Genomic DNA, 9,466 nt, shown 5'->3' with positions numbered 1-9,466 from the left:
AACATCAAACTGCTTATCAAATATAAGGTAAATAATTACTAAATTAGGTTGACAGCCAAGACGGTATCTTTCGGACTACTTGCGGTGATCTCACCGCAACACGAACAGATTTGGGAGGTGAAACTTTCATTGACTTCTTCAAACAATACGCCTGCGTTCTCGCATTTATACTTGAGCATTGTTTTTAGTGCCGAAAATCCTGTGTCTAAGACAGATTTCGCCATTTTAGTTTTTACGAGTCTCTTGGCACTGAGATCACCAACAACAATCAGTGCATTTTCCTTAACAAGCATGGTGCTTGCTTTGTGCAAATGATCTTTACGACAATTTGCAATCTTAGCGTGTAATGCACGTACACGCTTCTTGTTGTTTGCTCGTTGAGCAATAGCTAGTTTCTGTTCATATTTTCGATAGAACTTAGGATTTGAAATCACTGTGCCATCTGAACAGGTAGCAAGATCTTTTAATCCTAGATCAATACCTATGGCTTTAGTTGAAGTCGGTTTATCTTGCTTTGCTGTATTTACCACAAGGCACACATACCAACGCCCACGGCTATCCTCAACAAATGAGCCTGTTCTAACGCTGTATTTGCTTAAGCCGTAGCTATCCCAAATTTTGAATTGATGTTTACCATATTGAACATATCCATCAGCGTATTTGATCGCTACTTTCTTAAACGGTATCCATCCAAGTGATCTTCTTGCAGATTTCTTGTTACTCACACGCCATTTAAGTTTGGCTTTTTTGAACTGCTTTCTGCGTGTGACTAATTCTTCGGTGACAGCCTGAATGGTTTGGCTGTGCAAATTAAGCAGTTTTGATGCGCCTTTGGTGTATTGAGCAATATCAAATGCAGATAGAAATCCACCTGTTCTTTTTAGGTGTTTAAAGCTTAAATCATTCACATAATTCCAAACAAAATTCACCTCAGATGCTAATTGAATCAGCACCTTTGCATGTTGGTCTTTTATGCGAAGTTTAAGTGTTTTCATGTGCTTATTTTAACAATAATATTTTAAGTAATGAGCAACAAAGATATTTAATACGACATTCCATGTCGTATGGCTTACGCCAGTCACTTATATCCTCGTGCTGAACCACGAGGTTTTACGCTCCAAGTGATAAAATTACATCCTGTAACGATTAAACTTCAGCCTATCACTCCAATATCCACTTAAAATCCAAAAAGTTAGGCCGAAAAAATATTTTTTTTCTTTAGCTCTTAACTTCTTGACATAAGCATGCTAATTTCAAAATTATGTGAAGTTCGTTAAAAACAATTAAATGAATAACGACTCGCTCAAGTATTGCATTCTCAACATGCAAAAGTTACAGCAAAAAAGGAGTTTATTATGATTCAACAAGCTCTTAAAAAGATCATTGATTTGTTGTTACAAAGCGAGGATACAAAGCTGCAAGGAATGCAGCTTTCGATGCCAGAAGCAGATAGTGACTATATGCAAGGCACTTATTTTGAACGGCTAGGTGCTCAGCATCATCGTGAGTCTTTAAGCCCATATTCCGTGCATCCGCATGATCAATCATCAACGGATTACCGCAATGCGATGTGGAATTTTTTAAGTGCTGCGCTTAAAGGCCATAAAGAGGCTCAATATCGCTTAGGTATAGGTTATTTAAATGCTGAGTTAGGCTTAGACCGAAATTATGAACTTGCCCTGCTTTGGTTAAACCGAGCAGCTGCTCAGGGCCACATAGCTGCTGATCACGCCTTAAAACATAGCTATGAAGAAATCGCTTTTTAAAAGCATAGCCCCATAAAAAAACCAGCCCGTAGGCTGGTTTTTTTATGCAGTGAGATTAACCACCGATTTTTTTATATTTGGTACGTTTTTGTACCGCATCTTCACCTAAACGTGCCAAACGGTACGCTTCGTATTCAGCGTAGTTCCCTTCGTAGAACTCAGGCTGTTCATTTTCAAATGACAAAATATGCGTTGCAATACGGTCAAGGAACCAACGGTCATGCGATACCACCATTACCGTACCAGGGAATACAAGAATTGCATCCTCAAGCGCACGTAAGGTCTCAATATCCAAGTCGTTCGATGGCTCATCCAGTAAGATTACGTTGGCGCCCATTTGCAGGATTTTTGCCAGTTGCAGACGGTTACGCTCACCACCTGACAATTCACCGACACGTTTTTGCTGATCTTGACCTTTAAAGTTAAAGCGACCGATATAGGCACGTGATGCAATTTCGTAGTCACCGATACGTAAGATATCTAAACCACCAGAAACTTCTTCCCAAACGGTTTTGTTATTATCCAAAGTATCACGAATCTGGCCCACGTAAGCGACTTTAACCGATTCACCCAGTGTTACCGTACCTGTATCAGGCTGTTGCTCACCAGTCATCATACGGAAGAGTGTAGTTTTACCTGCACCGTTTGGACCCACGATACCGACAATTGCGGTTGGTGGAACAGTAAAAGTGAGATTTTCATACAGCAAACGGCCATCAAATGATTTGCTGATACCTTCAACTTCTACCACCTTGTTGCCTAGACGTGGACCAGGTGGAATATAAATTTCAGAGGTTTCGTTACGCTGTTGGAACTCACGCGAGTTAAGCTCTTCAAAACGCTCCATACGCGCTTTGCTTTTCTTTTGCTGACCTTTGGCATTTGAACGAACCCATTCAAGCTCTTTTTTCAATGCTTTAGCAAAAGATTCTTCTTGCTTGTTCTCTTGCTCTAGACGCGCATTCTTTTGCTCTAACCAAGAAGAATAGTTGCCTTGATATGGAATACCATGGCCACGGTCAAGTTCAAGAATCCACTCTGCCACGTTATCCAAGAAATAACGGTCATGCGTGATCGCCACGATGGTACCGGCAAAGTCTTTCAAGAAACGTTCTAACCAAGATACAGATTCTGCGTCCAAGTGGTTCGTCGGTTCGTCAAGCAGCAACATGTCTGGCTTAGACAAAAGCAAACGACAAAGCGCAACACGACGACGTTCACCACCTGAAAGAAGTGTTACGTCCGCATCCCAAGCTGGAAGGTTCAAGGCAGCAGCAGCTTGATCCATTTGGTTGCTCAGGTTATGCGCATCCCACGAATGGATAATCGCTTCTAATTTTTCTTGCTCTTTTGCTAACTTATCAAAGTCTGCATCTTCAGCAGCATATTCAGCAAATACTTCATCCAAACGTGCTAAAGCATCTAATGGTTCACGTAAACCATCTTCCACGTTACCACGAACATCTTTGTTTGGATCAAGAGGTGGTTCTTGCTCGAGATAGCCGATTTTGATACCCGGTTGAGCACGAGCTTCACCAGAGAAATCTTTGTCTACGCCCGCCATAATACGAAGCAAGGTTGATTTACCTGCACCGTTTAAACCAAGTACACCAATTTTTGCACCTGGGAAAAATGATAAAGAGATGTCTTTCAGGATTTCGCGCTTAGGCGGAACCATCTTCGACACACGGTTCATCGTGTAAATATATTGGGCCACGTAGGACTCCTCAATAGTCAAACCATATATGGAACAACATGAAGTTGCCCCTGCTCAATTGAGCGAAAAAATAATCGGCTATTATACGCATAAAGTCGCGAAAAAATAAGGTTTCAGACGGTGCTTGTATGCATTGTTACAAGTTTAATGCTGCACAAAAATTACACATTCAAATTTCTGTACAAATTATGAGATCTTGAGCTGAAAAATACCTATTGATATCAATCAATATGCAATCCATTTAAATTAATGTGCACTTTTTTTCATATCAATAAATGATAGACTGTTTAACAATTAATTCGCGTAGATGAAGCAACCATGACGTATAAAGACGAAACTTTGGCCATTCATGCCGGCTATACACCAGAACCAACAACAAAAGCGGTAGCCGTTCCAATTTATCAAACCACGTCCTATTCATTTGATAATACCCAACATGGGGCCGACTTATTTGATTTAAAAGTTCAGGGGAATATTTATACCCGTATTATGAACCCGACCACAGCAGTCCTTGAACAGCGTGTTGCTGCACTTGAAGGCGGGATTGGCGCATTGGCTCTGGCTTCCGGAATGGCAGCGATTACTTATGCTATCCAAACCATTGCAGAAGCAGGTGACAATATTGCTTCGGTGTCTACCCTATATGGCGGTACTTATAACTTATTTGCGCATACTCTGCCGAAACAAGGTATCGAAGTTAGATTCTTTGATTATCAAAATCCTGAAGCGCTTCGCAATTTAATCGATGAAAAAACCAAACTGGTGTTCGTTGAATCAATCGGTAACCCTCTAGGCAATATCATTGATCTCGAAGCTATCTCAAAAATTGCGCATGAATATGGTGTGCCAGTCATTGTCGACAATACTGTTGCGACGCCTGTACTACAAAAATCATTCGAATTTGGTGCCGATATTGTGGTGCATTCATTGACCAAATACATTGGTGGCCACGGTAATTCGATTGGCGGTATTATTGTCGATAGCGGTAAATTTCCTTGGGGCAAATACCCTGAGCGCTTTAAATCACTAAATACTCCAGACCCAAGCTACCACGGCGTAAACTATGTCGAAGCTTTGGGTGCAGCGGCTTATATTGCCCGCGCACGTGTGGTGCCACTGCGTAATACTGGTGCTGCGATTAGCCCACACAATGTATTCTTGATCTTGCAAGGTTTGGAGACCCTAAGCCTACGCATGGAACGCCATACGGAAAATGCGCAAAAAATTGCAGAGTATTTGCAAGCACATCCAAAAGTAAAATGGGTGAATTACGCCGGTTTAAAAGATCATCCGCAACATGCTTTGGCGCAAAAATATGTCAAAGGTAAACCATCTGCGATTCTGTCATTTGGGGTACAAGATGGTCTTGCCGGAGGTACTCGTTTTATTGATGCGCTGCAACTTTTCACTCGCTTGGTGAACATTGGCGATGCGAAAAGCTTGGCTTGCCATCCTGCAACCACCACACATCGCCAACTAAATGAGGAAGAGTTAAAAGCTGCCGGTGTGAGCATTGATATGGTTCGTCTTTCTATTGGGATCGAACATGCAGATGATTTGATCGCTGATTTAGAGCAAGCGCTCGCTGCTGTTTAAGTCATTTTAGGAAAGCTTGAATCACCTTTCAAAACCGACTTTTTAGAAAAAGTCGGTTTTTTAGTTTTAGCCTTGGTAATTGTTACAGTTAAAATGCAATCCCTTCACAGCAACACGATATTCGACCATCTTATAACCCCAAATCACAGCTCAGCAATCCACACAAGCAGATTATATTCATGCCTAAAAATTAGAGTAAAATGATTCATTCAACCAACCACATTCTGGCACTTAAAGTTACAAAAATTATTTTGTGCACTCTAGTTCTATAAGCAATCTTTCTTGTAATAAGAAAATATCTTTTCTTTCACATATTTATATGTTAAAAATCTCCTAAATACACAATTTAATTTAGAGTAAAAGCTCTAAATATTATTTTATTATCAATCACTTATCAGCTAGCTTTTTTAAAATAATTCGCTATCATACGGCTAACTCAGAACTGCCCCGCATCATGTATTGTCGGGCCAATAAACGAATACAAAAAAACTGATTTAATAGGGAAATCTGATTGTGAACTCAAGACTAGAAAAACGTTTTCTTGACCGTGTAAACGGAAAAACCATTTTAATCACTGGTGCATCAAGTGGTATCGGCTTAACAACCGCTCATCGCTTAGCCAACGCAGGTGCGCATGTGCTTCTTGTTGCGCGTACCAAAGAAACGCTGGATGCGGTGAAAGCTGAAATTGAAGCCAACGGCGGGAAAGCCGATGTGTTCCCATGTGACTTAAATGACATGGATTCAATTGATGCCGTAGCACAACAAATTTTAAACTCAGTCGATCATATCGATATTTTGATCAATAACGCAGGTCGTTCAATTCGCCGTGCCGTACATGAATCGACCGACCGTTTCCATGACTTTGAACGTACCATGCAGCTAAATTATTTTGGTGCAGTGCGTTTAGTGATGAACTTATTACCTAAAATGATGATTCGCCGCGAAGGCCATATTATCAATATTAGTTCAATTGGTGTATTAGCCAATGCAACACGCTTCTCGGCGTATGTTGCATCCAAAGCGGCACTTGATGCTTTTAGCCGCTGCCTGAGCGCTGAAGTGCATTCACACAATATTGCAATTACTTCGGTATACATGCCTTTGGTACGTACACCGATGATTGCACCAACCAAAATCTACAAATACGTTCCAACACTTTCACCTGAGCAAGCAGCGGATTTGATTGCTTATGCGATTGTGAAACGTCCGAAAAAAGTCGCAACCCACTTGGGTCGTTTAGCCTCGATCACCTACTCGATTGCACCAGACATTAACAATAAACTCATGTCGATTGGTTATAACTTATTTCCAAGTTCAAGTGCTTCTGTGGGTGAGCCACAAAAACTCAACTGGGTACAAAAAGCTTATGCACGCATCTTCCCAGGTGAGCATTGGTAAGTTTGTTCCATCATTTCAAAAAGCCCGTCACTGGGCTTTTTTTTATTGGGTTTTTCAATACTTTTCTAAAATATACCAAGATACCCTCTAAGCATTTAATTCTTGTAGCATCTAAACACATCGATTTTAAATTTGATTAAGAATTAACTCCCCATCAACTCATGGATGGCTTACACTATGATGCTGCTAAATTTGTCTAGCATTTATTTTTTAATATTAAATTGGTGAAATCCTCATGAACAACCTGCAATGGCTCGATGAAGTAAAATTTAACGAACAAGGCTTAGTGCCTGCTATTGCACAGCATCATCAAAGCGGACGTGTATTGATGGTGGCATGGATGAACCGTGAGGCATTGGCACTGACTGCAGAAAAAAACCAAGCGGTTTATTTTTCACGTTCACGCAATAAATTGTGGCACAAAGGCGAAGAGTCTGGTCATTTCCAGACTGTACATGAAATTCGCTTAGACTGCGACGCGGACGTGATTATTTTACAGATTGAACAGCATGGCGGTATTGCCTGCCACACGGGTCGCGAATCTTGTTTCTATCGCAAACTCACCGTAAATGGCTGGGAAATTGTGGATGCACAAATCAAAGATCCTGCTGCCATTTATGGTGAAAAATCAGCGAATCCACATACCCTTGCGATGAATGCTTCAAATGCAAGCTCAGAACAAGTTGAAGTCTTGTCTTATTTAGGCCAAATGATGGCTGAACGTAAACAAGCCGATCCAGATTCATCTTATGTGGCAAAGCTATATCATAAAGGTTTAAATAAAATCTTAGAAAAAGTTGGTGAAGAAAGCGTCGAAACTATTATTGCAGCAAAAGATTTTAAGTTTGAAGCCAACGAAGACAACAAAAACGATTTAATTTATGAAGTAGCTGATCTTTGGTTCCATACCATTGTGATGTTGGGCTACTTTGACCTCGACCCGCAATTGGTGCTCAATGAACTTGCACGCCGCCAAGGCCTGTCGGGTTTAGTTGAAAAAGCCAATCGTCAGCACTAAGACCCAACTGTGCCAGAATTTAAAAAACCGACTGCGACCTATGAGCAGGCCACTGCCATCGATAACGCACGTCTGGGTAAATCCTTTAAAGTGATTGCCTATGCTGGCACAGGTAAAACTACCACTTTACAAATGATCAGTGATGCCATGCCTCAGCGGCGTGGCATGTATTTGGCTTTTAACAAAGCCATTGCCACTGAAGCACAAAACCGTTTTCATAAGAACGTTGACTGTCGGACTTTCCACTCACTGGCCTATCGTAGTGTTCCACGTGGAGTGACCGATAAACTACGTCTACCTCGTTTAAGCCCAAGTTTTATCGCCAAAGAATATCGTCTCGAACCGATTACCTTGCGCCGTATGATGGGCGGGCGTTATGAAAAATATGTATTGATGCCCTCTCGATTGGCCAGTCTAGTTGCCAATGCGGTCAGTTATTTTTGCTCAACCAGTTCGCAGTACCCTGCGCCACGACATTTACAAGCACCAAGCTGGTTACATCCCGACGATATTGAACACTTACAAAAGCATTTATATCCGGCTATTGAGCGCCGTTGGTTAGAGTCAATTGACCCGAACCATCAAGCCGGAATTGGTCATGATATTTACTTAAAACTGTGGGCTTTGTCTGAACCAAACATTCCTGCAGATTATGTGTTATTTGATGAAGCACAAGATGCTGACCCGCTGATGCTCGGAATTTTGCTCAAGCAACGCAATACCCAAGTCATTTATGTCGGCGATGCCCATCAGCAAATCTATGCGTGGCGTGGCGCAGTTAATGCCATGCAGCAATTACCTTTGCCTGAATCACGCTTAACCACATCATTCCGTTTTGGTGAAGAAATTGCCTTTAATGCCAATGCCCTACTCGGTGCATTAAAGGAAACTGTACCACTGCTCGGTAATCCGCAGGTAAATTCTAGAGTCGTAAACAAACCGCACACCAAAATGCGGGATGCGATTTTATGCCGTACCAATGCGCGCGCCATGGAATTACTGCTTGCCGGCTTGGTCAAAGGTGAAAAAGTCAGTCTGCAAGCAGATCATGCTCGACTGAACCGTTTTGTCGATGCCGCATCCATGTTGAAACAAGGCAAACGTGTGATTGATGTACCTGAACTGGCTTGGTTTAACTCATGGCATGATGTACATGAATATTGTGAAACCAATGATGGCAGTGACATTAAACCTTTGGTGAAATTGGTCGATGACCATGGCACAGACCCGCTAAAAAAAGCCTTAGCGAAAATCACCCCGATTGATCAGGCTGACTATATTATTTCAACTGCACACAAAGCCAAAGGCTTGGAATGGGATCGTGTGCATATTGAAGACGACTACCAATTTAAGCTGAATGATAAAGATTATAAAATTAGTGACGAAGAGTTACGATTGCTTTACGTGGCCTGTACTCGTGCTAAAGTAAGTTTAAATATCCATCATATTTATGACTTGATGCAGCATTTAAAACGACAGATGCCAAAATCACTTGCACAAGCCGTCAGCTAATGATGAATAAAAAGGTGAAGATAAAATAAGTCAGTAAAAAGGTGCGCCATGAAAATAGAATCCATTCAACTCAAGCACACACTACATTTTGCTGACATCCGACTTCAATTTCACTATCACGACCTGCCCATCACACTAATTTTAGGCGATCAAAGTTCGGGTAAAACCTCACTGCTGCGTTTTAGTTATCAAGCACTGACTTGGTTTGCCGCACGCTATAAAGACTTGCGTACTGCTGGTGTCGTGATGCTGGATCAAGACATTATGCTGAACCGTCTGCAATCCAAACTGGATATTCAGGTTCGCTTTCCCGAAGAAATTGGTGGATTTACTGAATCAGCCAATCAACAAACCTCCGACCCGCAGCAATGCTCTTGGCAACTATAGCCAAATCCTAAAAACTATAGAACAATAGAGATATGGGATATTCAAAAGATTTTAAAGACAAAGTCATAG

Annotated in this window: 6 protein-coding genes and 2 pseudogenes; 6 read left to right on the top strand and 2 right to left on the bottom strand. The window is 41.4% G+C overall.

Annotation, left to right across the window (positions count from 1 at the left end; genetic code table 11):
- Positions 1-68: 68 nt before the first annotated feature.
- Positions 69-995 (bottom strand): annotated as a pseudogene (locus tag ACN6OV_RS03915) (RNA-guided endonuclease InsQ/TnpB family protein); the annotation flags it as partial.
- A gap of 360 nt (positions 996-1,355) precedes the next feature.
- Here ACN6OV_RS03915 and ACN6OV_RS03910 point away from each other — a divergent pair.
- Complete coding sequence (locus ACN6OV_RS03910) at positions 1,356-1,766, top strand: tetratricopeptide repeat protein (RefSeq protein WP_427949802.1); 411 nt, start codon at positions 1,356-1,358, stop codon at positions 1,764-1,766.
- Positions 1,767-1,821: 55 nt separating this feature from the next.
- On the opposite strand, the gene ettA is transcribed toward ACN6OV_RS03910, so the two are convergent.
- Positions 1,822-3,483, bottom strand: coding sequence for an energy-dependent translational throttle protein EttA (ettA, locus tag ACN6OV_RS03905; protein ID WP_427949800.1), 1,662 nt, complete (start codon positions 3,481-3,483; stop codon positions 1,822-1,824).
- 318 nt (positions 3,484-3,801) lie between these two features.
- On the opposite strand from ettA, the gene ACN6OV_RS03900 reads away from it, so the two are divergent.
- From ACN6OV_RS03900 to ACN6OV_RS03880, 5 genes and pseudogenes are all read left to right on the top strand, one after another.
- Entirely contained in the window at positions 3,802-5,079 is a 1,278-nt protein-coding gene (locus ACN6OV_RS03900) for an O-acetylhomoserine aminocarboxypropyltransferase/cysteine synthase family protein (protein ID WP_427949798.1), read from the top strand.
- 513 nt (positions 5,080-5,592) lie between these two features.
- Positions 5,593-6,480, top strand: coding sequence for an SDR family NAD(P)-dependent oxidoreductase (locus ACN6OV_RS03895; protein WP_427949795.1), 888 nt, complete (start codon positions 5,593-5,595; stop codon positions 6,478-6,480).
- Positions 6,481-6,715: 235 nt separating this feature from the next.
- On the top strand, positions 6,716-7,498 hold the full coding sequence (hisIE, locus tag ACN6OV_RS03890) for a bifunctional phosphoribosyl-AMP cyclohydrolase/phosphoribosyl-ATP diphosphatase HisIE (protein ID WP_427949793.1): 783 nt from the start codon (positions 6,716-6,718) through the stop codon (positions 7,496-7,498).
- 9 nt (positions 7,499-7,507) lie between these two features.
- Positions 7,508-9,010 carry a UvrD-helicase domain-containing protein gene (locus ACN6OV_RS03885; protein WP_427949791.1) on the top strand — a complete coding sequence of 501 codons (1,503 nt, stop codon included), beginning with the start codon at positions 7,508-7,510 and terminating at the stop codon, positions 9,008-9,010.
- 48 nt (positions 9,011-9,058) lie between these two features.
- Positions 9,059-9,394, top strand: a pseudogene (locus ACN6OV_RS03880) (ATP-binding protein); the annotation flags it as partial.
- Positions 9,395-9,466 lie beyond the last annotated feature (72 nt).

Source organism: Acinetobacter sp. (assembly GCF_050285345.1).
Classification (GTDB): Bacteria; Pseudomonadota; Gammaproteobacteria; order Pseudomonadales; family Moraxellaceae; genus Acinetobacter.
This window is presented reverse-complemented; position numbering and strand designations above follow the sequence as displayed.